Below are 23298 nucleotides of genomic sequence, written 5' to 3'. Positions count from 1 at the left end.
GATGACGGGCAAGGTTTACCTGATAGGCGCCGGCCCCGGCGACCTGGAAATGCTGACGCTGAAGGCCGCGCGCTGCCTGCAGCTGGCCGACGTGGCGCTGGTGGACGATCTGGTGCATCCCGACATCCACACCCTGCTGCGGCCGGATACCGAAATCGTGCCGGTCGGCAAGCGCGGCGGCTGTCCGTCGACGCCGCAGGCGGCCATCGAGCAGCGGATGATAGACGAGGCCCGCGCCGGCAAGACCGTGGCGCGCCTCAAGGGCGGCGACCCCTTCGTCTTCGGCCGCGGCGGCGAGGAAATGCTGACGCTGCAAGCGGCCGGCGTCGAGGTGGAGATCGTAAACGGTCTCAGCGCCGGCCTGGCGGTGCCGGCCACGCTGGGCATCCCGCTGACCCACCGCCATTTCGTCCACGGCGTCACCTTCGTCTCCGGCCACCCGCACCAGGACGGCGACGAGCCCAATTGGCAGGCGCTGGCGCAAAGCGGCATGACGCTGGTGATCTATATGGGCGTCAAACGGCTGCCCTTGATCCGCGCCGAACTGCTGCGCCACGGCCTGAAACCCGACACCCCGGCGGCGGCGATAGAAAACGGCACGCTGCCGCAGCAGCGCCAGGTGCTGAGCACCCTGGACGCGCTGGAACAAGACATGAGCGCGGCCGGCATCCACAGCCCGGCGCTGATCGTCATCGGACCGACGGTGGCGCTGGCGTCCTGTAGCCCGTCCGCCGCCAACGACACAAGGAAGGAATACGCATGATCATCTGCATAGGCGCCGGCCCCGGCGACATCGGCTACCTGCCGCAACGCTCGGCCCAACTGATACGCGAGGCCGACGTGGTGGCCGGCTTCAACGCGGTGGTGGACGTGGTGCGCCCGCTGATCCCGGACAGCGCCGAAGTGATCCAGATGGGCTACCGCGACCAGGTGGCCCAGCTGGACATCGTCGCCGAGCGCCACCGCGCCGGCAAAAAGTGCGTGGTGGTGTTCATGGGCGACATCCACTTCAGCGGCTTCCAGTACCTGGAGCGGGTGGAGCGCGCCTGCGGCCACCCGGTGGAAACGATACCCGGCATCTCGTCGGCGCAGATCCTGGCCTCGCGCGGCAAGGTGTGCTTCGACGAGACCAGCTTCATCACCTTCCACCGCCGCGGCGACCTGACCCCGTTCAAGCGCCACCTGGTTCACGTGCTTCAAGATGGCCGCAACGCCATCGTGATCCCCTGCCCGTGGGACGAGGCGCGCTCCTTCATGCCCTGGCACATCGCCGCCTATCTGCTGGAAAACGGCATCCCGGCCGGCCAGCCGGTGGAGGTGTGGGAAAACCTGACCCGCAACGAGGCGGAATGGCGCGGCACGCTGGCCGAATGCGCCGAGCAGCGCTTTTCCGACATGAGCATCATGCTGATCCGCACGCTCGCGCCTATGGACAGCCAGATCGAGCCGACCCACAAATGAGCCAGCAAGATTACGCCATCGTGCTCGCCGGCCACGGCAGCCGCGATCCGGACGGGGTGAACGAGTTCATGCAGCTGGTGGACGCGCTTAAGGCGCGCGCCGGCGAGCGGCCGGTCGCCCACGGCTTTCTTGAGTTCGCCACCCCGACCATAGACGAGGCGGTGGGCCAGGTGATCGCCGCCGGCGCCAAGACCGTGGTGATGGTGCCAGGCGTGCTCTTGGCCGCCACCCACGCCAAGAACGACATGCCCAGCGAGCTGTTGGCGCTGCAGCAGGCCCATCCTGGCGTAGCCTTTCACTTCGGCGCGGCGCTGGACCTGCATCCGCGGCTGCTGGCGCTATGCCGCCAGCGCATCGTCGAGGCCGAGGCGGCGTCGCCGCACACCGTCTCGCGCAACGACGCCTGTCTGGTCATCGTCGGCCGCGGCACCTCGGACCCGGACGCCAATTCCGAAATCTCCAAGCTCGCGCGGATGCTGGAGGAAGGCCTGGGCTTCGCCGCCTCCTTCGTCTGCTATTCCGGCACCGCCAAGCCGCTGGTGGCCGACGGCCTGCGCGCCGCCGCCCTGCTGGGCTACCGCCGCATCGTGGTGCTGCCCTACTTCCTGTTCGACGGCGTGCTGGTCAAGCGCATCTACGGCGCGGCCGCGGACCTGGCGGCGCGCCATCCGGAAATCGAGGTGCTGAGCGCGGCCTACCTGGGCCCGGATGCCCAAGTGGCCGAGGTGTTCCTGGAGCGGGCGCAGGAAGGCGCGGAAGGCCGCGCGGCGATGAACTGCGCGCTGTGCAAATACCGGGTGCAGATTGTCGGTTTCGAGCAGCAGGTGGGCGAGCCGCAACGCGGCCACCACGGCAAGGTGCGCGGCCTGCTGGAGCGCGAGCCTGCCGCCAATCAGCCGCCGGCCTGGAAACGCTATACCCCGCATCCTATCGAAGCGGAAAGCATGCGCATTATTGATGAAGGCCGCGACTGGTCGGCCTTCCCCGCCGAGCAGCGCACCGCGCTGATGCGGCTGGTGCACACCACCGGCGACTTCAACAGCGTGGACGACCTGTTCTTCTCTGCCGGCGCTTGCGAAACCGGCATGCGCGCGCTGCTGCGCTGCCGCCGCGTGGTCACCGACGTCACCATGGTGGAAACCGGCCTCAAACGCGAAGTGCTGCGCCAGCTGGAAGTGGAAACCTGGTGCGGCGTGCACGACGAGGAAACCCGGCTCTTGGCCGAAGCCAGCGGCCTCACCCGCTCCGCCGCCGGCATCCGCCGCGCCTGGCAGAAGTTCGGCAACGACTGCGTGGTGGCGATAGGCGACGCGCCGACCGCCATCCGCGAAGTGGTGCGGCTGGTGCGCGATCACGGCTGGCGGCCGCAGCTGGTGGTGGGCCTGCCGGTGGGCTTCGTCGGCACCCGCGAATGCAAGGAAGAACTGCGCGCGCTGCTGCAAGTGCCGCGCATCACCAACCGCGGCACCCGCGGCGGCTCGCCGTGGGCGGCCACCGTGGTCAACGCGCTGATGATAGACGCAATCGAACACGTCTATCAGCAACAGCAGGAAGTCTGAGCCCGGTGCGCCAGCCTTACGACCTCGCCGCCCCCGCGCCCAACGGCATGCGCCGCGGCCGCACCACCGGCAGTTGCGCCACCGCCGCCGTCAAGGCGGCGCTGATGCTGCTGCTGGACGGCGTCGATGCCGACGAGGTCTTCATCAGCCTGCCGGACCCGGACTTCTACCTGGCGGTGCCGGTAGAAAGCGTGGCCTGGCTGGATGCGGGCACCGTCCGCGCCGAAGTGCTGAAGTACGCCGGCGACGACCCGGACAACACCGACGGCGCGACGATCTTCGCCGAGGTAAAACTCAACGGCAGCGGCGCGCTACGCTTCCTGGCCGCAGCCGGCGTCGGCATGGTCACCCAGCCCGGCCTGCGCATCCCGCCCGGCGAGCCGGCGATCAACCCGGTGCCGCGGCAGATGATGCGGATGGCGGTGGACGAAGTGCTGGCCGGCCGGCCCGACCCCGGCATTGACCTGGCGATAGGCTGCGTCGACGGCGACAAGATCGCCAAGCGCACCTTCAACCCTATGCTGGGCATCGTCGGCGGCATCTCGATCCTGGGCACCAGCGGCATCGTCGAGCCGATGTCGCAGGCGGCGTGGATCGCGTCGATCGAAGTCTATGTGCGGGTGGCGCTGGGCGAACTGCCGACTGCCATCGCCTTCACCCCCGGCAAGATAGGCCGCGGCTACGCCGCCGACACGCTGGGGCTGGAAAAAAAGCAGGTGGTGCAGATCGCCAACTTCGTCGGCGATTCGCTGGACTTCGCCGAATCGGTGCTGATCGAACAGGGCCGCATCCTCGACACGCTGTGGGTGCTGGGCCACCCCGGCAAGATCGCCAAGCTGCTGGACGGCGTGTGGGACACCCACTCCGGCAAGAGCGGCATGGCGATGGACGCCGTCGCCGGCGTCGCCGCCGACCTGGGCCATGCGCCCGAGCTGGTGGAAACAATCAAACAAGCGAATACCGTGGAGAACGTAGTGCAGATCATGAGCAGCCAGCCGGACGCGCGCAGCTACTGGATGGAAATAGAACACCGCACCGCGGCGCTGATGGCCACCAAGGTGCCCAGCGTGCGGCAGGTGGCGGTGCGGCTGTTCAGCATGGACGGCACGCCGCTGGGAGAGGCCGCATGAAACTGGGCAAGCTCATCGGCATAGGCGTGGGGCCGGGACCGGCCGGCTTGATTCCGGTGGCGGCGCTGGCCGCGCTGCGCGAGGCCGACATCGTCTACCTGCCGCGCGCGACATCCAGCGACACCTCCGTCGCCCGGCAATGCCTGGCCGGACTGGGGCTGGACGAAAGCCGCTTTTGCGAAATCGAATTCGAGATGAATCCGGACCGCGGCGCGCTGTCGCGCCATTACGGCGCGCTGGCCGAGCGACTGGCCGCCGAATTGGAAACCGGCCGGAACGTCGCCTACCTGACCATAGGCGATTCGATGACCTACTCCACCTACGGCTACCTGCTGGCGGCGCTGCGCGAAATGCTGCCGCAACTGGAGACGCAGACCTTCCCCGGCGTCACCAGCTTCGCCGCCACCGCGTCGGCATTGTCCTGGCCGCTGGGCGAAGGCAAGGAACGCATCCTGATCCTGCCCTGCCCCGACGACATGACCGAGCTGCAAGCCGATATCGACAGCCACGACATCGTGGTGCTGATGAAGATAGGCAAGCGGCTGCCGGACGTGCTGGCGCTGCTGAACCAGATGGGCATCGCCCAGCTGTGCGCCTTCGCCCGCCGCATCGGCCTGCCCGGCGAAGTGCTGTGCGCCGACGCCTCGCAACTGAGCGCAGACGCCAGCGGCTACCTCGCCACCATGCTGATCCGCAAGACAGCCAGAGAAAGACGCCATTCATGAAAGTGTATTTCATCGGCGCCGGCCCCGGCGCCGCCGACCTGATCACGCTGCGCGGCAGCCGCCTGCTGGGCTCGGCCCCCATGGTGCTGTACGCCGGCTCGCTGGTGCCGGCCGAGATGCTGAGCCACTGCCGTCCGGACGCGGAGATCCACGACACCGCCGAACTGAACCTGGACCAACAGGAGGCGCTGTACCGCCGCGCCCAGGCCGAGGACAAGGACGTCGCCCGGCTGCACTCCGGCGATCCGGCGATCTACGGCGCCACCAATGAGCAGATGCGCCGGCTGGAAGCGCTGGGCATTGCCTATGAAGTCGTTCCCGGCGTGTCCTCGTTCACCGCCGCCGCCGCCGCATTGGGCAGCGAGCTGACCCGCCCCGAGGTGTCGCAATCCATCATCCTCACCCGCACCAGCGGCCGCGCCAGCGCGGTGCCGGAGACCGAGTCCATCGCCAGCTTCGCCGCCCACCGCGCGACGATGTGCATCTTCCTGTCCGGCCAGCGGCTGAAACAGACCGTCGCCGACCTGTCGCTGCACTACCCGCCCAGCACCCCGGTGGCGCTGGTGCGCCGCGCCAGCTGGCCGGACCAGTCCGTGCACCGCTCCACGCTGGGCAAGATGCTGTCCGAGGTGAAGCAGAAAGACTGGCTGCTGACCACATTGCTGCTGGTGGGCGAGGCGCTGTCGCGCGAAGGCGGCGTCGAATCCAGCCTGTACGCGGCCGGCTTCACCCACATCTTCCGCGACGGCGACGAGCGCAAGACCAAGCGGGCCAGCCTGCAGAAAGAAAACCAGGCATGAGCCGCGCCGTGTGGCTGGTGCGCGCCGAGGCGCTGCCCTTGGGACAGAGGCTGGCATCGGCGCTGGACGCCCGGCTGTACCAGCCGTGGCTGGAGCCCGACGCCAGCGGCCGCGAGCAATTCCGCGCCGCCTTCCATGCGCACAGCCACTGGGTGCTGGTGATGGCCAGCGGCATCGCCGTCCGCTATCTCGACGGCCTGCCGCAAAGCAAGTACAGCGATCCGGCGGTGGTGGTGATGGACGAAGCCGCCCGCTTCGCCATCCCGCTGTTGTCCGGCCACGAAGGCGGAGCGAATGACCTTGCCTACGAAGCGGCGCGGCTGACCGGCGCCATCCCGGCCGTAACCACCGCCACCGAGGCCGTCAAGCCGCTGGCGCTGGGAATCGGCTGCCGCCGCGGCAAAAGCATGGAAGCCATCGAGCAAGCGGTACTGCACGCGCTGGCCGGCCGGCCGCTGTCCGACGTTCGCGAAGCGGCGACGATAGACCTGAAGGCCGACGAAGCCGGCCTGTTGGCATTCTGCGCCCGCCACGCGCTGCCGCTGCGCGTCATCGCCCGCGAAGACGTCGCCGCCCGCGGTTGGACCGGCGCGCCGTCGGACTGGGTGCGGCAGAACGTCGGCGTCGACGGCGTGTGCGAGCCGTGCGCGCTGATCGCCAGCCCGCGGGGGAGGTTGATCGTGCCCAAGACTGCGTTGGATGGGGTAACGGTGGCGGTAGTGGAGGATAAGCCAGCATGGAATTTAACGTAAGCGTCGCCATGCAGGTCCTAATGCAACATGAAACGCAATCGATGCGCCCCCACTCCCCTTTGGCGCGCGCCGGTAAAAATCAGGCTGGCAAGGTTTTAAGCTGCCGCTTGTTTGAGCCGTGCGACGCTAGCGCACGGCGAGTTCGGCAGCGCCTTGCCAGCCTGATGTTTGCCGGGAATTCGCGCGACGCAGGGGCGGCCTGGGGTTGTAAGCGTGCGAATCTTTGATTCGCTCAGCGTAGGGGCTGGCCGCGCAGCCCCCTTACCCGCCCGCCGGGCGGAACCACACATCAACAGCGCCAAAACAATTACAGAATGCAAAATCAAGAGAACACATCCATGACCGGCAAACTCTACCTCGTCTCGGTCGGCCCCGGCCGCGCCGAACTGATCCCCGACCTCGCCCGCCAGGCGCTAGCCGCAAGCGACGTGATCGTCTCCTACGATCTCTACCTGACCTGGGTGCAACCCTGGATCGCCGGCAAGGACATCCGCACGCTGCCGCTGACCCAGGAGCGCGAGCGCGCCCAGCTGGCGCTGGAGGAAGCCCGCGCCGGCAAGACCGTGGCCCTGCTGTCCAGCGGCGACATCGGCGTCTACGCGATGGCCACGCTGGCTTACGAGGACATGCGCGAGGACGATGGTTTCGACGTGCAGCTGATTCCCGGCATCACCTCGGCCAACTCCTGCGCGTCGCTGCTCGGCGCGCCGCTGTCGCACGATTTCGCCACGCTGAGCCTGTCCGACCTGCTGTGCCCGTGGGAATGGATCGAAACCCGCGCCCGCCACATCGCCCAGGCAGACCTGGCGGTGGTGTTCTACAACGTGCAAAGCCGCCAGCGCCAGGAAGGCGTCTACCGCATCCTGGACATCATGCTGGAGCACAAAAAGCCTGAGACATTGTGCGGCATCGTCCGCAACGCCTACCGCGAGGACCAGGCAGTGGAGATCGTCACGCTGGCCGAGCTGCGCACCCGCCGCTTCGACATGCTGACCAGCATCGTCATCGGCAACCGCTTCACCCGCCGCAAACGCAACTGGATGTTCACCCCGCGCGGCTACTTCAACTGGGACAACACCAGCGACACGGTGAAGGCCGACACGCTGCCCATCGGCGCCGCCTGGGTGTTTTCCGGCACCAGCGACGGCAACGCGCTGTCGCGCGCCATCGCCGACGCCGGCCGCCCCGTGGTGATCAGCAGCGCCAGCGATTACGGCAACGAACAGGCGCAGCAGGCCGTGCCCGGCGTGGCCACCGTCAGCGGCCGTCTCGGCGTTGAGCGCCGCCGCGAGCTGCTCTCCGGCAGCCAGGCCAGCGCCATCGTCGACGCCACCCACCCGTACGCCAGCGAGATGTCGCAGCAGCTGATGGCGCTAGCCGAGGAGCTGGCCCTGCCCTATCTGCGCTACGAACGGCCGGCCAGCGGCAGCGAGCATCCGGTGATCCGTTGCGCCGACAGCGATGAAGCCGCCAAGCTGGCGATGACAAAAGGAAAACGCGTTTTCCTCGCCACCGGCAGCAAGGAGCTGCACCGCTTCGTCGCTGCCGACGCGGTGCAAAAACATCAATGGTTCGTCCGCCTAGCCCCGGACCCGCAGCACCTGCAGCGGGCGCTGGACTTAGGTCTCTCGCGTTCGCGCATCTGCGCGATGCAAGGCCCGTTCTCGCAGGCCGCCAACGAGGCGCTGTGGCGCGATTGGGAAATCGACTGCGTGATCAGCAAGGACGGTGGCGAGGCCGGCGGCTTCGACGCCAAGGCGGCTGCCGCGGCGGCGCTGGGCATCCCGTTCATCGTCATCGACCGGCCGCGACTGGACTATCCGCAAACATTCAGCGACTTTGACGCCGTGCTGGCGGCCCTGCCGCAGGGAGGCCAGGCATGAGCGCGCCGCGCCTTCCCGTCACCGTGCTGACCGGCTTCCTCGGCGCCGGCAAGACCACGCTGCTGTCCAAGCTGCTGGAGAACAACAAGCAGCGCCGGCTGGCCATCCTGGTCAACGAGTTCGGCGAGGTGTCGATAGACGGCGGACTGCTGCGCGACGCCGACGCCGGCGGCGTGGAAATCCACGACCTGGCCAACGGCCTGGTCGCCTATGACGACGACGCCGACTTCCTGCCCACCATGCTGGCGCTGTGGCAACGCCGCCAGCAGATAGACCACGTGCTGATCGAAACCTCCGGCCTCGCCCTGCCCAGCGCGGTGATGGCGCAGCTGCAGAGCGAGGCGCTGGCGCCCTATTTCGTGCTGGATGCCACGCTGGCGGTGGTCGACACCCCGCTGCTGCTGGCCGGCCATTTCGCGCCGGCCGGAGACGGCGGCAAGACCGACGCGGTGGCGGAGCTGTTCGACCAGCAGCTGGGCCACGCCGACATCGTGGTGCTGAACAAGATAGACGCGCTGTCGGCAGATGAACTGCTGGCGGCGGAAGAAGCCGTGCGCAGGCAGGCGCCGTCGATCCGCTTCATCGAACTGGCTTATGAAGCCAAGCTGGACACCCGGCTGACGCTGGGCCTGCATCTGCACGAAGCCTCGCCGGCCGCGCACCGCCATTACGGCCCGGTGGCCAGCATGCCCGGGCTCGCGATGCGGCCGCTGGCCAACCAGGCCTTGCTGGACGGCCACAGCCACGGCGGCCAGGCCGCGCACAGCCACGGCCTGTCCACCCACAAGCATTTCCACGATCAGGACCCTGGCTGGCAATCGTTCATGATCCGCAGCAAGGAAGCCCAGCATGCCGACAAGCTGGCGGCGGCGCTGGAGGCCATCGCCCGCGAGGAGCCGCTGCTCAGGATCAAGGGCTTCGCCGCCTGCGCCGAAGGCCCCGGCCGGCTGCTGGCCCAGGGCGTGCGCAACCGCATCGAGTTGAGCCACGACGAGGCGCTGGCCGCGCCGCGCCAGGCTCAGCTGGTGTTCATCGGCTACCACCCCAGCCGCCCGCGCGTGGTGGCCTTGCTGCGCGACATCACCGGCGCGCACTGGAGCTAGGCGGTGAGCGCATTGGAACTATGCGGCCTGGACTGGTCGCCGGACGCCGCGACAGCGCCTGAGGCGAGGCTGCTGCGCGACATCGCGCTGACCGTGCGGCCCGGCGAATTCGTCGGCGTCATCGGCCCCAACGGCAGCGGCAAGACCAGCACGCTGCGTTGCGCCTTCCGCTTCAACAAGCCGCTGGCCGGCGAAGCCAAACTCGACGGCGCCGACATCTGGGGCCAATCCGCCGCCTCCTTCGCCCGCCGCGTCGCGGTGGTGCTGCAGGAATTCCCGGAGGACTTCGGCCTGACCGTGCGCGAGGTGGCGGACATGGGCCGCATTCCGCACCAGTCGCTGCTGCGCGGCGGCAGCGCCGCCGACCACGCCATCGTCGACGAGGCGCTGACCCAGGTGGGCCTGACGTCGCAGCAACACCAGCCTTTCGCCACCCTGTCCGGCGGCGAGAAGCAGCGCGCGCTGCTGGCGCGGGCGCTGGCCCAGAAGCCGGAGCTGCTGATCCTGGACGAGCCGACCAACCACCTGGACCTGCGCCACCAATTGTCGCTGCTGCGCCTGGTGCGCCGGCTGGGCATCGCCGCCGTCGCCACGCTGCACGACCTGAACCTGGCCGCCGCCTTCTGCCACCGGCTGTACGCGCTGAAGGCCGGCCGCGTCGTCGCCAGCGGCGCGCCGGAAGCAGTGCTGACGCCGTCCTTGCTGGCCGAGGTGTTCGGCGTGCACGCGCTGGTGGACCGCCACCCTCAGGCCGGCCATCCCCGCATCACCCTGTTGGAAGAAGAAAACGCATGAAACTGAATCCGCCTTTGCTCATCGCCTGCGGCCTGGCCGCGCTGCTGTCCGCCCAAGTCCACGCCACCCGCTACCCGCTCACCGTGGACAGTTGCAACCGCAAGGTCACCTTCCAGCGCGCGCCGCAGCGCGCCGTCAGCCACGACATCAACCTGACCGAGATGATGGTGTCGCTGGGCCTGCAGAACCGCATGGTCGGCTACACCGGCATCAGCGCCTGGAACAAGCTGAACGCGCCGCTGAAGCAGGCGCTGGGCCCGCTGCCGGAGCTGGCCGGCGACTATCCGTCGTCGGAAGCGCTGCTGGCCCGCAACGCCGACTTCTTCTTCGCCGGCTGGAACTACGGCCTGCGCGTCGGCGGTCCGGTGACGCCGGCCTCGCTGGCGCCCCTGGGCATCAATGTCTACGAGCTCAGCGAATCCTGCGCCCACGTGATGAAGCGCCCGGCGGCGAGCCTGGACGACGTCTACCGCGACATCAATGCCCTCGGCCGCATCTTCGATGTGGAGCCGCGCGCGCAAAAAGTGGTGGCCGACATGCGCGCAAAAGTGGACGGCATCTCCGCCCGCGTCGCCAAGCGCAAGGCCACGCCGTCGGTCTTCGTTTACGACAGCGGCGAGGACCGTCCCTTCAGCGCCGGCCGGCTGGCGATGCCCGACGCGCTGATCCAGGCCGCCGGCGGCCGCAACATCCTGAGCGACGTCAACGCCAGCTGGACCCGCGTCGACTGGGAAACCGTGGTGGCGCGCAATCCGCAGGCCATCGTGATCATCGATTACGGCAAGGTCACCGCGCAGCAGAAGATCGCCTTCCTGCAGAAACACCCGGCGCTGAACAAGATCGCGGCGGTGCGCGACAAGCGCTTCATCGTGCTGCCCTATGACAGCGCGACGCCCGGCATCGCCAATGCCGACGCGATCAGCGCGCTGGCGCGCGGCCTGCACCCGGAGGCCTTCGCCAAGTGATCCGCTCCGCCGCCAACCGTCCGCCGGCCTGGCCGCTGCTGGGCGCCTTGCTGGTCCTGCTCGCGCTGTCGCTGCCGCTGGCTTCCGGCCTGGGCGCCGCGCCGGTCGAGTTCGCCGTCAGCTCCAATGTGCTGCTGCACCAGCTGGGCCTGCCGGTGGCGCCGGCCTGGCAGCCGGGCCAGGACCTGATCATCTGGCAGCTTAGGCTGCCCCGCGTGCTGCTGGGCGGCATGGTCGGTGCCGGCCTGGCGCTGGTGGGCGCAGCGCTGCAGGCCACCACCCGCAACCAGCTGGCCGACCCGCACCTGCTGGGCGTCAGCTCCGGCGCCACGCTGGGCGCGGTGACGGTATTGCTGTTCAGCGGCAATGTGCTGGGCGGCGCCACCCTGCCGCTGGCCGCCTTCACCGGCGCCTTGCTGGCCACCCTGCTGGTCACCGGCATCGCCGTGCGCCAGCGCCGCTTGCAAGCCGAGCGGCTGCTGCTGGCCGGCGTGGCCGTGTCCTTCCTGCTGATGGCGCTGGCCAATCTGATGCTGTATCTGGGCGATCACCGCTCGGCCTCGGCGGTGCTGTTCTGGATGCTGGGCGGCCTGGGCCAGGCGCGCTGGGAGCTGCTGCCGGCGCCGCTGGCCGCGCTGTGCCTGGGCCTGATCGCGCTGCTGGCGGTGGCGCGGCCGCTGAACGCGCTGATGGCCGGCGAGCAGACCGCGGTCACGCTGGGCATCCGCGTGACCCGGCTGCGGCTGGCGGTGTTCGCCGCATCGTCGCTGCTGACCGGCACCATGGTGGCGGTCAGCGGGGCGATAGGCTTCGTCGGCCTGATGATTCCGCATATCGCCCGCCGCTGCGTCGGCGCCGACCACCGCCGCTTGCTGCCGGCCTGCGCGCTGCTGGGCGCGCTGTTCCTGATCTGGGTGGACGCCGCCGCGCGCACGCTGATCGCGCCGGAAGACATCCCGGTGGGCGTCGGCACCGCCGCCGTCGGCGGCGCCTTCTTCATCTGGCTGCTGCGCCGCTGACGGCGCCGGCCCCACACAAGGACGACACCATGAAAACCGATCCGGCCTCCCACCAGCGCATGACCGAGAAGCGCAAGGCGGGCTTCGAGAAGAAAAAGGCCGCCGCCACCGGCGAGAAGGGCCTGCTCATCGTCAACACCGGCACCGGCAAAGGCAAGAGCAGCGCCGCCTTCGGCATGGGCCTGCGCGCCGTCGGCCACGGCATGCGCCTGGGCGTGGTGCAGTTCATCAAGGGCGCATTGCACACCGCCGAGCGCGACCTGCTGGGCGGCTTCGACAACTGCGACTTCCACACCATGGGCGAAGGCTATACCTGGAACACCCAGGACCGCGAGGCCGACATCGCCACCGCGCGCAAGGGCTGGGAACAGGCGCTGGCGATGCTGGCAAGCGAGGACTACGAGATGGTTATCCTCGACGAACTGAACGTGGTGCTGAAATACGAATACTTGCCGCTGGACGAAGTGCTGGCCGCCTTCGCCGCCCGGCCGGCGATGCAGCACGTGGTGGTCACCGGCCGCCACGCGCCGGAAGCCTTGCTGGAGGCCGCCGACCTGGTCACCGAGATGCGACTGGTCAAACACCCGTACCGCGAGCAGGGCATCAAGGCGCAGCGCGGAGTGGAATTCTGATGACGGCCCGCCGCTGTCCGGCGCTGTTCCTGACCGCCCCCGCCTCGCACCAGGGCAAGACCACGGTGACGGCGGCGCTGGCCCGCCATCACCGCAATCAAGGCCGCCGGGTGCGGGTGTTCAAGACTGGGCCGGACTTCCTCGATCCCTATATTCTCGAGCGGGCCAGCGGCCACACCGTCTATGGCCTGGACCTGTGGATGAACGGCGAGGACGACTGCCGCGCCCGGCTGCATCAGGCCGCCGCCGACGCCGACCTGATCCTGATCGAAGGCAGCATGGGCCTGTTCGACGGCACGCCCAGCAGCGCCGACCTGGCCGCCCTGCTTGGCGTGCCGCTGGCGGCAGTGATAGACGCCGCCGGCATGGCGCAGACCTTCGCCGCCGTCGCCCACGGCCTGGCCAGCTTCCGCCCCGGCCTGGCCTTTCACGGCTTCGTCGCCAACCACGTCGCCAGCGAGCGCCACGCCGAGATGCTGGCCCAGCAACTGCCTGAGCGCCTGCCGCTGCTGGCCGCGCTGCGCCGCGACGAGGCGGTTCGGCTGCCGGAACGCCATCTGGGCCTGGTGCAGGCGCAGGAAATCGCCGATCTGGACGAACGCCTCAACCGCGCGGCGTCGCAGATCGCGGCCACCGCGCTGGCCGCGCTGCCGCCGCCGGTGGCGTTTCCCGCCGCCAGGCAAACAGAATGGCCGCAACTGCTGGCCGGCAAGCGCATCGCCATCGCCCGCGACGCGGCCTTCGCCTTCGTCTATCCGGCAAACCTCGAAACCCTGGTCCAACTGGGCGCGGAGCTGGCCTTCTTCTCTCCGCTGGCCGACGCCGCCCTGCCCGATTGCGACGCCGTCTACCTGCCCGGCGGCTACCCTGAGCTGCATCAGGATACGCTGTCCGCCAATACTGCGCTGAACGCGGCGCTGCACGGGCACATCGAGGCCGGCAAGCCGCTGTACGCCGAGTGCGGCGGCATGCTCTACCTGCTGGACAGGCTGACCAACCGCGATAACGACAGCGCGGCGATGCTGGGGCTGCTGCCCGGCCACGCCACGCTGCAAGCGCGGCTGTGCGGGTTGGGCCTGCAGCAAATGGACTTCCCCGGCGGCGCGCTGCGCGGCCATACCTTCCACTACACCCGGCTGGAAACGGCTCTGGAACCGATCGCCCGCGCCGCGCGCGCCAGCGGCGCCGGAACCGGCGAGGCGCTGTACCGCCGCGGTAGCCTGCTGGCCAGCTATTTCCATGCTTACTTCCCGTCCAATCCCCTAGCCGCAGCGAGCCTGTTTCTGCCATGAACCGTTACCCGCAAGCCGATATCGACGCCGTATACCGCGCCATCCGCGAACGCCGCGACATGCGCCACTTCAAGCCGGACCCGGTAGATCCCGACACCCTGCAGCGGCTACTCGCCGCCGCCCACTTCGCGCCCAGCGTCGGCTTCATGCAACCCTGGCGCTTCATCCGCATCCGCGGCGCGGAGCTGCGCCGCCAGTTGCATGCCTTGGTGGAAGAGGAGCGCGTCCAGACCGCCCGCGCGCTGGGCGAGCGCGAGGATGAATTCATGAGGCTGAAGGTAGAGGGCCTGCTGGATTGCGGCGAAGTGCTGGTGGCGGCGCTGATGGACGGCCGCGAGCGGCACGTGTTCGGCCGCCGCACGCTGCCGGAGATGGACCTGGCCTCGGTGGCCTGCGCGATCCAGAACATGTGGCTGGCCGCCCGCGCCGAAGGCCTGGGCCTGGGCTGGGTATCCATCTTCGATCCCGCCAAGCTGGCCGCGCTGCTGGCCATACCGGCCGGCGCGCGGCCGGTGGCGATACTGTGCATCGGCCACGTCGAAGCCTTTTACGAGAAACCGATGCTGGAACAGGAAAACTGGGCGCGGCGGCAAAACCTGGCCGATCTGGTCTACGACGAGCGTTGGCCGGAAGCCTGAAATCATGCGCCGGCGCTAAGCGGCCGTCACGCCGGCACGTCCCACTCCGGATTCCACGCCACTTCCCACAAATGGCCGTCCGGGTCCTGGAAATACCCGGCGTAGCCGCCCCAGAACGTATCCTGGGCCGGCTTGACGATGGCCGCGCCGGCTATGCTGGCCTGCGCCATCACCGCGTCCACCTCCGCTCGGGAAGCGACGTTGTGGCCTATCGTCAATTCGGTGGCGCTGGCCGGCTGCCGCGGCAGGCCGGCGTCGCGCGCCAGGCTATCCCGCGGAAACAGCGCCAGCCTCAATCCGCCTTCCAGCTCGAAAAAGGCGACGGCGCCGTGCTCGAACTCGGCGCCGATGATGCCCTCGCTCGCCAATCCCAGCCCGTCGCGGTAAAACGCCAGCGAGCGTTCCAGATCATCGACGCCCAGCGTCAGCAAGGTGATGCGCGGCTTCATGATCGCCTCCTCACCGCCCCTTGAACTTGGGCAGCCGTTTGTCCAGAAAAGCGCGGGTGCCGATGCGGAAGTCCTCGCTCTGCGCCGCCAGGCCGAAGTAGTCTGCGCCCAGCCGCGCCGATTCGTCCTCGGACAAGGACAAGCCGCGATGCATCGCTTCCCAGCTCAGCCTCACCGCCAGCGGCGATTGGGCCAGCACCTCGCCCAGCAGCGCCTCCGACTCGGTCATCAGCACTTCGGCCGCCACCACCCGGTTGACCAGGCCCAGCCGGCACGCTTCCTCGGCGTCTATCAGCCTGCCGGTCAGCAACATCTCCGCCGCCCTGCCCTTGCCGATCAGCCTGGGCAAACGGGTGGTGCCGCCGAAACCGGCCACCGCGCCTATCTTCACTTCCGGATGGCCAAAGCGGGCGTGCGAGGCCGCCACCCGCAAAGCGCATGCCTCGGAAATCTCCAGGCCGCCGCCCAGCGCGTCGCCGTTGATCGCGGCCAGCACCGGCTTGCCCAACGTCTCGATCCGCCCGGTGACCGCCACCGCCAGCCTGGCCAGCTCCCGCACTTCGGCCGCCGGCGCCCGGTTCAGATAGCGGATGTCGGCTCCTGCGGAAAACACCCGGCCATGGCCGGTGATGATCACCGCCCTCACCGCGTCATCGGCCGCCGCCCACTCCAGCGCGGCCAGCAGCTGCCGCAGCAGCTGGCGGTTCATCGCGTTCAGACAGTCCGGCCGGTTCAGCTCCAGCCGTGCGATGCCGCCCTCCGCCTTGCTGCGCACCACATCCCGTTCCAGCATCCCGCCTCCGTGCCTGCCGCGCCGCCAGGGCGCGGCATCAAGTTGTAAGATCGAGCCTTCCGAACCGCGGGCTCGTCCACGCCGAACAGGCGCGGCCTGCCTCGAATCAACCGCCGGCGAAGCTTGCGGGCGCCCGCGCCAATCTATCGGCAGCGCGGCGGCGACTGTCAGCGCGCCGCCAGCCAAGCCAGCGCCTCCTCCCGGCTCAGGAACAGCCGCGAAAAACGCCCGCGCCTCGCTTCGCGCAGGTATTCGCCGAAGCGCTCGCCATAGTCCCGCTCCGCGTCTATCACCACCGCGGTCTGCAATCGATAATTCTGCAGCTTCTGCAGGAATTCGCCGGCGAACCGGCTGCTCAGCTGGAAAAAAGCCGCCGGCAAAACCTCATGCGAAATCAGCAAGCGTTCGCAGCCTTCGCCGATGCAGGCGGAAACCAGCTCAACCGCCTGGGATGCGTCGCTCAACTCGCCACGCCATTCCAGCGCGCGGCGCTCGCCCGAAACCAACACTTGATAAGCCATATTTTTTTCCCAAGCGAAATCAGCCGGAACGGCACGCGCGCGACGCCGAAAGCACGACGGAAGAAGTGGAGCCGACGATCGCGCCGGCGAAAATCTTGGCGATGTCCAGGAAACCGGCCACCAGCGCCGAGCCCTTGCCTGCGCCGGCCACCGAGTCGGCGAACAATGGAAACAGCAGGCCAAAGCTGGCGAAAGCCAGGCACAGCAGCGCGCATACGCAGGTAAAAGGGGGAAACAGATCAAAGAAGCCGGGCCGCTCCGCCACCGAGCTCCCTTGCAGCAGCTCGTCCACCGCCCGGCCCAGCGCGCTGACATCCATCCCGGTCGCGGTCGGGCCTCCTCCAGACTGGGCGCTGGAAATCTCCTGCGCCCGCTCCCGTATTTGCCGCCTCAACATCGCCAGCCTGTCATCCAACGCCGCTTCCAAGCTGGACGGCCATGCCGCCCCCGCTTCCGCTCCGCTTGCTTTCATGGTGGGATCTCCGTTGCGATCAGCCGATCATGCCATTCTGAAACATCGCATCAAGCACAATGGCATTTAAATCCGCGCTCCGCATCCATGGCAAGCCCAAACGACACGCTCCACCGCAAAAACACGAGAGAGAACAAAGAAAACACCGCATGGCACCTGCGTCAACTGCCGGATAGCAGCCGCTTCTGCAAACACACCGCGCACAAACAGTCACTGTCCGCGCCGCTCGGCGACAGCTCCTGAGGCAGATCGGCGCACCAACAGCCGCCGCTCTCTCCCCCCGCGCCGCAGGTGAAGCCATTGCCGCATTGCGGACAGGTCTTGGCTTGCACCGGCAGCGGCAAGGCCAACAACCGCTGCCATACCTGCTCCTTCTGTTCCTTGTCGTAGCTGGACCAGCCGGCGATCTCGTCCAGCGTGCGGCGGCAACCGGTGCAGACCTGCCCGCCGTCGTCCAGACGGCATACGCCGATGCAGGGCGACGGCGGCGGCGTTTCCATGCTTGCCCGTTTCATGCGCCTCTCCCTTTGAATGTGTCGTTGACGATATTAGCGCGGGCCTCGCCGCTTGTCCGCGCAAACAAAAACGGCGCGGATATCCGCGCCGTTTGCCATGAAGCGAATCCGCTTACTTGGCTGCGGAAGCGTCCTTGGCCGCCGCGCCGCCGCCCACGGTTTCCATCACGGTCCACTGGCCGTTCTGGACCTTGTAGACGGTGATGCCGCCATCCTTCAGATCGCCCTTGTCGTCATAGGTCCAGTTGCTGGACGTCACGCCTTGGTGGGTGATCTTGGCCAGCACCGGCAGGTAGGCCTTCGGATCGGCCGAGTTGGCTTGCTCCATCGCCTGGATCAACGCGCGGGTGGCGTCGTAACCGTACGGCGAGTAAGTGGCCACGTCGGCCTTGAAGCGGGCCTTGTAGCGGGTTTCGTAGTCCTTGCCGCCCGGCATCTGCTCCAGCGGCAGGCCCGCCAGCGAGGCGATGGTGCCGTCGGCTTCCTTGCCGGCCAGTTGCAGGAAGGTCGGGGTCTTGGTCATTTCGCCGGAAATCAGCGGAGCCTTGAGACCCAGGCGCTTCATCTGCTTGACCATCGGCGCGGACTGCGCGTCGGCGCCGCCGTAGAACACCACGTCCGGATTCGCGCCCTTGATCGAGGTCAGGATGGCGGTGAAGTCGGTGGCCTTGTCGTTGGTGAACTCGCGCTTAACCACGTCGCCGCCGGAAGCGCGGGCCGCCTTTTCGAACTCGTCGGCCAGACCCTGGCCGTAAGCGGTGCGGTCATCGACGATGACGATCTTCTTCGCGTGCAGCTTCTCAACCGCGAACTTGCCCATCACGCTGCCCTGCTGGGTGTCGGAGGTCATCGAGCGGAAGGTGTTCTTGAAGCCCTGCGAGGTGAACACCGGCGAAGTCGCCATCGCGATCATCGGAATGCCGGCGTCGGAATAGATCTTGGAAGCCGGAATGGCGGTGCCGGAGTTGAAGTGGCCGATGATGCCGGCGACTTTCTCGTCGACGAACTTCTGGGCCAGCTGGGTGGCGGTTTTCGGATCAGCCTGGTCGTCTTGGGCGTCCAGTTCGAAGGTCACCGGCTTGCCGGCGATGGTCGGCTTGGCGGCGTTGGCGTCTTCGATGGCCAGGGTCACGCCATTCTTGTATTCCTCGCCGTAGTGCGATTGCGGGCCGGTCAGCGGAGCGGCAAAGCCGATCTTGATCACGTCGCCGCCTGCGCTGGCCTGGGCCGGAGCGGAGGCGCCGGCCGCGGGCGCGGCTTCTTCCTTCTTGCCGCAAGCGGACAGGGCGACAGCGGCTGCAACCGCCAGGGTCAGGGTGGACAGCTTGGATACTTGCATCTCTTCGTTCCTCTTCCTTGTTGCTTCAACTTCGCGCTTCTACACAACCGGCTTGGGGCCGGATCCCAGTCTTGCTCTTAAAGTAAAAACTCTGGCCGCATTATTCCAACGCGGCCAGAGGCTGGCAAGTTGATCATTCGGTCATGCTCATCAGGCTGGCATTGCCGCCTGCCGCCGTGGTATTGACGCTGAGCGCGCGCTCCACCACCAGCCGATGCACATTGTAGCCATTTTCGCCGCGCAGGATCAGCGGAACCAGCGCGCCGTCGCGGGCGGCCAGCTCGCGCCGGGCCTCCTCGGCCTTGGCGCCGGCGTACAACACCGCTTCGACATCCGCTTCCAGCACATCGGCCACAACAGATACATGGCCGTTCAAGGCGGAGGCGAATCGACGGCCCAGTTCGCCATCGGCGACCACCGCGCGGTTGCCTGCTGCGAAGACGGCGGCCAATTGCTCGGCCAGCGCCTGCGCGTCGTCGGCGACGCAGCCGACGCGGCCGCGGCCCGCGAAGGACAAGACATTGTTCTCGCCGGTCGGGCCCGGCAAGATTACGTTATGCGCCAGCGGGCTTTCCTTGCGCGCGGCGGCGATGACGCCGTCCAGCGACAGACTCTGCGCCTTGGCGGCGGCGGCCAGCGCATCCAGCGCGGACAGATCGGCGGTCTGATGCGCAGCCGCCAGCTTGGGCTGCCAGGCGGCGCGGGTCAGACGGTACAGGTAGTACGGGCCGCCGGCCTTGGGACCGGTGCCGGACTTGCCTTCGCCGCCGAACGGCTGCACGCCCACCACCGCGCCGACGATGTTGCGGTTGACGTAGATGTTGCCCACCTTGATCTTGCCGCAGATGTCGGCAATGGTTTCGTCGATGCGGCTGTGGATGCCGTGGGTCAGGCCGTAGCCGGTGGCGTTGATCTCGGCCACCACCTTGTCCAGATCCGACGCGGCGTAGCGCAGCACATGCAGCACCGGGCCGAACACCTCGCGCTTCAGTTCCGACAAATTGTCGATCTCGAACAGCGTCGGCGCGACGAAAGTGCCCTGCTCGCACTCGGCGGACAGCTTGGTCTGGTGCATCGCGCGGGCGGAGTTCTTCATCCTGGCGATGTGGGCCAGCAGGCCAGCCTGGGCTTCGGCGTCGATCACCGGGCCGACGTCGGTGGTGATCTTGGCCGGATTGCCGACTTCCAGCTCATCCATCGCGCCCTTGATCATCGCGATCACCTTATCGGCGATATCATTCTGCAAATACAGCACGCGCAGCGCGGAACAGCGCTGGCCGGCGGAATCGAAAGCCGAGCTCAGCACATCGGTGACGACCTGCTCCGGCAGCGCCGAGCTATCGACGATCATTGCGTTCATGCCGCCGGTTTCCGCCACCAGTACTGGATCATCGTGGCGCTTGGCCAGCGTGCGGTTGATGATCTGCGCCACTTCGGTGGAGCCGGTGAAGATCACGCCCTGGATGCGCGCGTCGCCGGTCAATGCGGCGCCGACCACCTCGCCGCGGCCCGGCAGGAACTGCAGCGCGGCGCGCGGAACGCCGGCCTCGTGCAGCAGGCGCACCGCGTAGGCCGCGATCAGGCTGGTCTGTTCGGCCGGCTTGGCCAGCACGGTGTTGCCGGCGGCCAAAGACGCGACAACCTCGCCGATGAAGATGGCCAGCGGGAAGTTCCACGGGCTGATGCATACCACCGGACCCAGCGGCTGGTGGCTGGCGTTGTCGAACTCGGAAACGATCTGCGCCGCGTAATAGCGGCAGAAGTCCACCGCCTCGCGCACTTCGGCGATGGCGTTGTTCAGCGTCTTGCCCGCCTCGCGCACCGCCAGCCCCATCAGCGCCGGCATATTGATTTCCATCAGATCGGCCATGCGCTTGATGCTGGCGGCGCGTTCGGCCACCGGCGTAGCGGCCCAGGCTGCGGCGATGGCCGCCGACTGCGCCAGCGCTCGGTCCACGTCGGCGGCAGTGGCTTCCAATACCTTGCCGACCACGTCGCCATGATCGGCCGGGTTGCGCACTTCCAGCAGCTCGCCATCGGTGACGTCGCCGTCGCCCAGCATCGGGAACGCCGCCCAGCGCTGCTGCTCCGACGTCTGCAGGCCCAGCTGCAACGTGGCCAGCACGTGCTCGCTGGACAAATCCAGGCCCTTGGAATTGCGGCGGCCGTCGCCGTACAGCGACTCCGGCAGCGAAATCTTGCTGTGCGGCATGCCGGCGGAGGCGGCCGCTTCGGCCACCGGATCGGTCACCAGCTCGTCAAGGGATACGCTTTCGTCGACGATGCGGTTGACGAAGGAGGAGTTGGCGCCGTTTTCCAGCAGGCGGCGCACCAGGTAAGCCAGCAGCGTCTCATGCGAACCCACCGGCGCGTAGATGCGGCAGGCCTTGCCCAGCTTGTCCTTGCCGACCACCTGGTCGTACAGGGTCTCTCCCATGCCATGCAGGCACTGGAATTCGTAATCCTTGCCGGCGGCCAGGTTGTAGACCGCGGCCAGGCTGTAGGCATTGTGGGTAGCGAACTGCGGATAGATCGCATCCTGGGCGGCCAACAGCTTCTTGGCGCAGGCGAGGTAGGACACGTCGGTGTACACCTTGCGCGTATACACCGGATAGCCCGGCAGGCCGTCCACCTGGGCGCGCTTGATTTCTGCATCCCAGTAGGCGCCCTTCACCAGCCGCACCATGAAGCGGTGGCCGGTGCGGCGCGCCAGGTCGATCAGGAAGTCGATCACGAAGGGACAGCGTTTCTGGTAGGCCTGCACCACGATGCCGATGCCTTCGAAGCCGTTCAGCTCCGGATCGTTGGCCAGCGCCTCGACCAGGTCCATCGAGATTTCCAGACGGTCGGCCTCTTCGGCATCGATGTTCAGACCGATATTGTACTGCTTGGCCAGCAGGAACAATCCCTTCAGCCGCGGCAACAGCTCGGCCATCATCCGCTCGTGCTTCAGGCGGCTGTAACGCGGGTGGATGGCGGACAGCTTCACCGAGATGCCGGGGCCGTCGTAAATGCCGCGGCCATTCGATTCTTTGCCAATCGCATGGATGGCGGTGACATAGTCCTTTAGATAACGCTGCGCGTCGGCCTCGGTCATCGCCGCCTCGCCCAGCATGTCGTAGCTGAAGCGGTAGCCGCGCGCCTCGCGCTCGCGGCCGTTGGCCAGCGCCTCTTCAATCGTTTCGCCGGTGACGAACTGCTTGCCCAGCATGCGCATCGCCATGTCGACGCCCTTGCGGATCAGCGGCTCGCCGCCCTTGGCGATCAGCCGCGTCATCGCGGCCGACAGGCCGTTGGCGCTGTGCGAGGAAACCAGCTTGCCGGTCACCAGCAGGCCCCAGGCGGCGGCGTTGACGAACAACGACGAGCTGTTGCCCAGGTGGGCCTTCCAGTCGCCGCGGGAAATCTTGTCGCGGATCAGCTTGTCGGCTGTCTCGCGGTCCGGGATGCGCAGCAGCGCCTCAGCCAGACACATCAGGGCGATCCCTTCGCTGCTGTCCAACGAGAACTCGTGCATCAGCGCGTCCACGCCGCTGGAGCGGGTGCGCTCGCGGCGGACCTCGGTCACCAGTCGGCGCGCAAGGTCTTGCACTGATGCGATTTGCTCGGGACTCATCGCCGCCTGCGACAACAGCGCCTGTACGCATTCGCGTTCATCGCGCCGGTAGGCGGCGGTGATGGCGTCACGCAGAGCGGACTGCTGATGAGCAAAGGATTCGAATTGCATGGGTTTCTCCGGTATTGTTTGCAGCCCCGGCCTCGCGTCCGGGTGAACCGTCTATTGTATACAAGAGATGACAGTTTTGTTTGACAATATAAAATATTCTTTAGCACTTAAACGCTATCAAAATCAGCCAGCGCAAGGCTTTCCAAGCAGATCAAACCCATCGCGACCTCACCCCGTAGGCATGACCAAACCCACTCCTCGCCCGCAGCCTCACCCGACTAACCGCTCCGATATCCCGCCAAGCCGGCACGCATTTCAGATTTGATAGCAATCGAATACTGTCTGCATTTCATAGATCAGATTAATATACAGCGGCAGGATGCGACAAAAAATTTCACCCCCGACTCTGCCCGGAGCCAGAAATGCAAAAAGCCCCAGGCTAATGCCTGGGGCTTTTGATTGGGAATCTGGCGATGTCCTACTTTCACATGGCGAATGCCACACTATCATCGGCGCTAAGATGTTTCACGGTCCTGTTCGGAATGGGAAGGCGTGGGACCATCTCGCTATGGTCGCCAGAAAAAACGTGAACGCTGTCGCGTAATTCTGGATTCGCTTCTTTCGAAGCGAAGCGCCGAGTCGAATGGACTCGGCGCTATCGTATTGGGCGTCTGGCGGTGTCCTACTTTCACATGGCGAATGCCACACTATCATCGGCGCTAAGGCGTTTCACGGTCCTGTTCGGGATGGGAAGGCGTGGGACCACCTCGCTAAGGCCACCAGACATA

Annotated in this window: 22 protein-coding genes and 2 rRNA genes; 15 read left to right on the top strand and 9 right to left on the bottom strand. The window is 67.3% G+C overall.

Features of this window, described 5'->3' with window-relative positions; genetic code table 11:
• Position 1: 1 nt before the first annotated feature.
• The 15 genes from cobA to bluB all read left to right on the top strand — a co-directional run bounded on the left by cobA (position 2) and on the right by bluB (position 14754).
• Entirely contained in the window at positions 2-763 is a 762-nt protein-coding gene (gene cobA / locus ACX17K_RS21615; RefSeq protein WP_493776381.1) for a uroporphyrinogen-III C-methyltransferase, read from the top strand.
• Positions 760-1461, top strand: a complete 702-nt coding sequence (locus ACX17K_RS21610) for a cobalt-precorrin-7 (C(5))-methyltransferase (protein ID WP_047258617.1) — start codon at positions 760-762, stop codon at positions 1459-1461. The genes cobA and ACX17K_RS21610 overlap by 4 nt, the downstream gene beginning before the upstream one ends.
• The gene (locus tag ACX17K_RS21605; protein ID WP_493776380.1) at positions 1458-3020 is read left to right on the top strand and encodes a precorrin-8X methylmutase; all 1563 of its coding nucleotides are present in this window, start codon (positions 1458-1460) and stop codon (positions 3018-3020) included. Before ACX17K_RS21610 ends, ACX17K_RS21605 begins: the two co-directional genes overlap by 4 nt.
• A gap of 5 nt (positions 3021-3025) precedes the next feature.
• On the top strand, positions 3026-4150 hold the full coding sequence (cbiD, locus tag ACX17K_RS21600; protein ID WP_493776379.1) for a cobalt-precorrin-5B (C(1))-methyltransferase CbiD: 1125 nt from the start codon (positions 3026-3028) through the stop codon (positions 4148-4150).
• Entirely contained in the window at positions 4147-4875 is a 729-nt protein-coding gene (gene cobI, locus ACX17K_RS21595) for a precorrin-2 C(20)-methyltransferase (RefSeq protein ID WP_493776378.1), read from the top strand. Before cbiD ends, cobI begins: the two co-directional genes overlap by 4 nt.
• The gene (gene cobM, locus ACX17K_RS21590) at positions 4872-5675 is read left to right on the top strand and encodes a precorrin-4 C(11)-methyltransferase (RefSeq protein WP_493776377.1); all 804 of its coding nucleotides are present in this window, start codon (positions 4872-4874) and stop codon (positions 5673-5675) included. The genes cobI and cobM overlap by 4 nt, the downstream gene beginning before the upstream one ends.
• Positions 5672-6427 carry a cobalamin biosynthesis protein gene (locus ACX17K_RS21585; RefSeq protein WP_493776376.1) on the top strand — a complete coding sequence of 252 codons (756 nt, stop codon included), beginning with the start codon at positions 5672-5674 and terminating at the stop codon, positions 6425-6427. Before cobM ends, ACX17K_RS21585 begins: the two co-directional genes overlap by 4 nt.
• A 338-nt stretch (positions 6428-6765) precedes the next feature.
• Positions 6766-8310, top strand: a complete 1545-nt coding sequence (gene cobJ / locus ACX17K_RS21580) for a precorrin-3B C(17)-methyltransferase (protein WP_493776375.1) — start codon at positions 6766-6768, stop codon at positions 8308-8310.
• Complete coding sequence (locus ACX17K_RS21575) at positions 8307-9413, top strand: CobW family GTP-binding protein (protein WP_493776374.1); 1107 nt, start codon at positions 8307-8309, stop codon at positions 9411-9413. Before cobJ ends, ACX17K_RS21575 begins: the two co-directional genes overlap by 4 nt.
• A gap of 3 nt (positions 9414-9416) precedes the next feature.
• A complete protein-coding gene (locus ACX17K_RS21570) occupies positions 9417-10208 on the top strand; it encodes an ABC transporter ATP-binding protein (protein ID WP_493776373.1) in 792 nt (263 codons plus the stop codon).
• Complete coding sequence (locus tag ACX17K_RS21565) at positions 10205-11173, top strand: ABC transporter substrate-binding protein (protein ID WP_493776372.1); 969 nt, start codon at positions 10205-10207, stop codon at positions 11171-11173. Before ACX17K_RS21570 ends, ACX17K_RS21565 begins: the two co-directional genes overlap by 4 nt.
• Complete coding sequence (locus tag ACX17K_RS21560) at positions 11170-12192, top strand: FecCD family ABC transporter permease (protein WP_347369592.1); 1023 nt, start codon at positions 11170-11172, stop codon at positions 12190-12192. The genes ACX17K_RS21565 and ACX17K_RS21560 overlap by 4 nt, the downstream gene beginning before the upstream one ends.
• A gap of 29 nt (positions 12193-12221) precedes the next feature.
• Entirely contained in the window at positions 12222-12824 is a 603-nt protein-coding gene (gene cobO / locus ACX17K_RS21555; RefSeq protein ID WP_231152872.1) for a cob(I)yrinic acid a,c-diamide adenosyltransferase, read from the top strand.
• Positions 12824-14116: a cobyrinic acid a,c-diamide synthase CobB gene (locus ACX17K_RS21550; protein WP_493776371.1), complete on the top strand. Its 1293-nt coding sequence runs from the start codon at positions 12824-12826 to the stop codon at positions 14114-14116. Before cobO ends, ACX17K_RS21550 begins: the two co-directional genes overlap by 1 nt.
• Positions 14113-14754 (top strand): 5,6-dimethylbenzimidazole synthase, encoded by a 642-nt coding sequence (gene bluB / locus ACX17K_RS21545; RefSeq protein ID WP_493776370.1) that lies wholly within the window; start codon positions 14113-14115, stop codon positions 14752-14754. Before ACX17K_RS21550 ends, bluB begins: the two co-directional genes overlap by 4 nt.
• 26 nt (positions 14755-14780) lie before the next feature.
• Here bluB and ACX17K_RS21540 read toward each other — a convergent pair whose 3' ends face one another.
• From ACX17K_RS21540 to rrf (ACX17K_RS21500), 9 genes are all read right to left on the bottom strand, one after another.
• Positions 14781-15203 (bottom strand): VOC family protein, encoded by a 423-nt coding sequence (locus tag ACX17K_RS21540; protein ID WP_493776369.1) that lies wholly within the window; start codon positions 15201-15203, stop codon positions 14781-14783.
• A 10-nt stretch (positions 15204-15213) separates the two neighbouring features.
• Positions 15214-15996, bottom strand: a complete 783-nt coding sequence (locus ACX17K_RS21535; protein ID WP_493776368.1) for an enoyl-CoA hydratase/isomerase family protein — start codon at positions 15994-15996, stop codon at positions 15214-15216.
• Positions 15997-16163: 167 nt separating this feature from the next.
• Positions 16164-16517: a DUF4180 domain-containing protein gene (locus ACX17K_RS21530; protein ID WP_493776367.1), complete on the bottom strand. Its 354-nt coding sequence runs from the start codon at positions 16515-16517 to the stop codon at positions 16164-16166.
• A gap of 19 nt (positions 16518-16536) precedes the next feature.
• Complete coding sequence (locus ACX17K_RS21525; protein WP_493776366.1) at positions 16537-16989, bottom strand: hypothetical protein; 453 nt, start codon at positions 16987-16989, stop codon at positions 16537-16539.
• Between the two features lie 161 nt (positions 16990-17150).
• A complete protein-coding gene (locus ACX17K_RS21520; protein WP_493776365.1) occupies positions 17151-17504 on the bottom strand; it encodes a cysteine-rich CWC family protein in 354 nt (117 codons plus the stop codon).
• A 112-nt stretch (positions 17505-17616) separates the two neighbouring features.
• The gene (locus ACX17K_RS21515) at positions 17617-18843 is read right to left on the bottom strand and encodes a branched-chain amino acid ABC transporter substrate-binding protein (RefSeq protein ID WP_493776364.1); all 1227 of its coding nucleotides are present in this window, start codon (positions 18841-18843) and stop codon (positions 17617-17619) included.
• A gap of 133 nt (positions 18844-18976) precedes the next feature.
• Positions 18977-22570 (bottom strand): trifunctional transcriptional regulator/proline dehydrogenase/L-glutamate gamma-semialdehyde dehydrogenase, encoded by a 3594-nt coding sequence (gene putA / locus ACX17K_RS21510; protein WP_493776363.1) that lies wholly within the window; start codon positions 22568-22570, stop codon positions 18977-18979.
• 405 nt (positions 22571-22975) lie between these two features.
• Positions 22976-23090 (bottom strand): 5S ribosomal RNA (gene rrf / locus ACX17K_RS21505).
• 89 nt (positions 23091-23179) lie between these two features.
• Positions 23180-23294, bottom strand: a 5S ribosomal RNA gene (gene rrf, locus ACX17K_RS21500).
• Positions 23295-23298: the final 4 nt, after the last annotated feature.

This window comes from Chromobacterium sp. INPA-IVC (assembly GCF_059047085.1).
The sequence above is the reverse complement of the archived record's forward strand: the minus strand, read 5'-3'. Positions and strand labels throughout refer to the sequence as shown.

Bases quoted from the DNA above. Each gene is read 5' to 3' on its own strand.
- cobM (WP_493776377.1), top strand. From the start codon at position 4,872: ATGAAAGTGTATTTCATCGGCGCCGGCCCCGGCGCCGCCGACCTGATC.
- ACX17K_RS21575 (WP_493776374.1), top strand. From the start codon at position 8,307: ATGAGCGCGCCGCGCCTTCCCGTCACCGTGCTGACCGGCTTCCTCGGC.
- putA (WP_493776363.1), bottom strand. From the start codon at position 22,570: ATGCAATTCGAATCCTTTGCTCATCAGCAGTCCGCTCTGCGTGACGCC.
- bluB (WP_493776370.1), top strand. From the start codon at position 14,113: ATGAACCGTTACCCGCAAGCCGATATCGACGCCGTATACCGCGCCATC.
- ACX17K_RS21550 (WP_493776371.1), top strand. From the start codon at position 12,824: ATGACGGCCCGCCGCTGTCCGGCGCTGTTCCTGACCGCCCCCGCCTCG.
- cobA (WP_493776381.1), top strand. From the start codon at position 2: ATGACGGGCAAGGTTTACCTGATAGGCGCCGGCCCCGGCGACCTGGAA.
- ACX17K_RS21525 (WP_493776366.1), bottom strand. From the start codon at position 16,989: ATGAAAGCAAGCGGAGCGGAAGCGGGGGCGGCATGGCCGTCCAGCTTG.
- ACX17K_RS21515 (WP_493776364.1), bottom strand. From the start codon at position 18,843: ATGCAAGTATCCAAGCTGTCCACCCTGACCCTGGCGGTTGCAGCCGCT.
- cobI (WP_493776378.1), top strand. From the start codon at position 4,147: ATGAAACTGGGCAAGCTCATCGGCATAGGCGTGGGGCCGGGACCGGCC.
- ACX17K_RS21540 (WP_493776369.1), bottom strand. From the start codon at position 15,203: ATGAAGCCGCGCATCACCTTGCTGACGCTGGGCGTCGATGATCTGGAA.
- ACX17K_RS21530 (WP_493776367.1), bottom strand. From the start codon at position 16,517: ATGGCTTATCAAGTGTTGGTTTCGGGCGAGCGCCGCGCGCTGGAATGG.
- ACX17K_RS21605 (WP_493776380.1), top strand. From the start codon at position 1,458: ATGAGCCAGCAAGATTACGCCATCGTGCTCGCCGGCCACGGCAGCCGC.
- ACX17K_RS21520 (WP_493776365.1), bottom strand. From the start codon at position 17,504: ATGAAACGGGCAAGCATGGAAACGCCGCCGCCGTCGCCCTGCATCGGC.
- cobO (WP_231152872.1), top strand. From the start codon at position 12,222: ATGAAAACCGATCCGGCCTCCCACCAGCGCATGACCGAGAAGCGCAAG.
- ACX17K_RS21565 (WP_493776372.1), top strand. From the start codon at position 10,205: ATGAAACTGAATCCGCCTTTGCTCATCGCCTGCGGCCTGGCCGCGCTG.
- ACX17K_RS21535 (WP_493776368.1), bottom strand. From the start codon at position 15,996: ATGCTGGAACGGGATGTGGTGCGCAGCAAGGCGGAGGGCGGCATCGCA.
- ACX17K_RS21585 (WP_493776376.1), top strand. From the start codon at position 5,672: ATGAGCCGCGCCGTGTGGCTGGTGCGCGCCGAGGCGCTGCCCTTGGGA.
- cobJ (WP_493776375.1), top strand. From the start codon at position 6,766: ATGACCGGCAAACTCTACCTCGTCTCGGTCGGCCCCGGCCGCGCCGAA.
- ACX17K_RS21610 (WP_047258617.1), top strand. From the start codon at position 760: ATGATCATCTGCATAGGCGCCGGCCCCGGCGACATCGGCTACCTGCCG.